Annotated in this window: 1 protein-coding gene; it reads right to left on the reverse strand. The window is 53.4% G+C overall.

Annotated features, from left to right (window positions below; translation table 11 throughout):
* Window positions 1-145 precede the first annotated feature (145 nt).
* Window positions 146-532 (reverse strand): DUF1643 domain-containing protein (locus R7R78_RS29145; protein ID WP_225474969.1); only part of this gene is annotated, 387 nt, incomplete at its 5' end.

The following is a 532-nucleotide window of genomic DNA, read 5'->3' on the forward strand; positions in this document are numbered from 1 at the left end:
GTAAGCGAGCTCTTGCCATATGCTCTGCGGCCATCATCAACCTTCCGGATCAGCCTTTCCAGTGTCGCCAGCTCCTCATCGCAGAGCACGGCCTGTGCATCGCTTATCTTTGCCACGAAGTAACGTGCTTCAAGCATCGACATAATTATTTTCCTCCCCAGGGCACAAGTTTTGTCGAATATCCAAGCATTAGTGGGTGCTTCGGGTCCCCCGAACCAGTCACGCCAAATGCCAATACCGGCTTCCCAGATGCAACGAGCTGCTCTAAAAGCCTGTCCAAATGAACATGCAAAGACTTAGGCAGCTTAGTTCGGCTCCCCCAGCAGGGCACCAAGACATCAGCATCCCGAATAATCCTTTCCAAGTGGATTTCATTTTCAGGCCCGACAGGATCAACCGCCGTAGCCAGCTCTCGAACGTCGGTCGCCCGAAAAGCAAAAGCATTACCGACTATGAATCGCCTCCCTCCGTTGACCTTGGTAAACCCTATCCACTTTCTGACCGTGTGATCGTCCTCGGTGGCCGTGGCCGT

Source organism: Vibrio sp. 2134-1, from assembly GCF_033339495.1.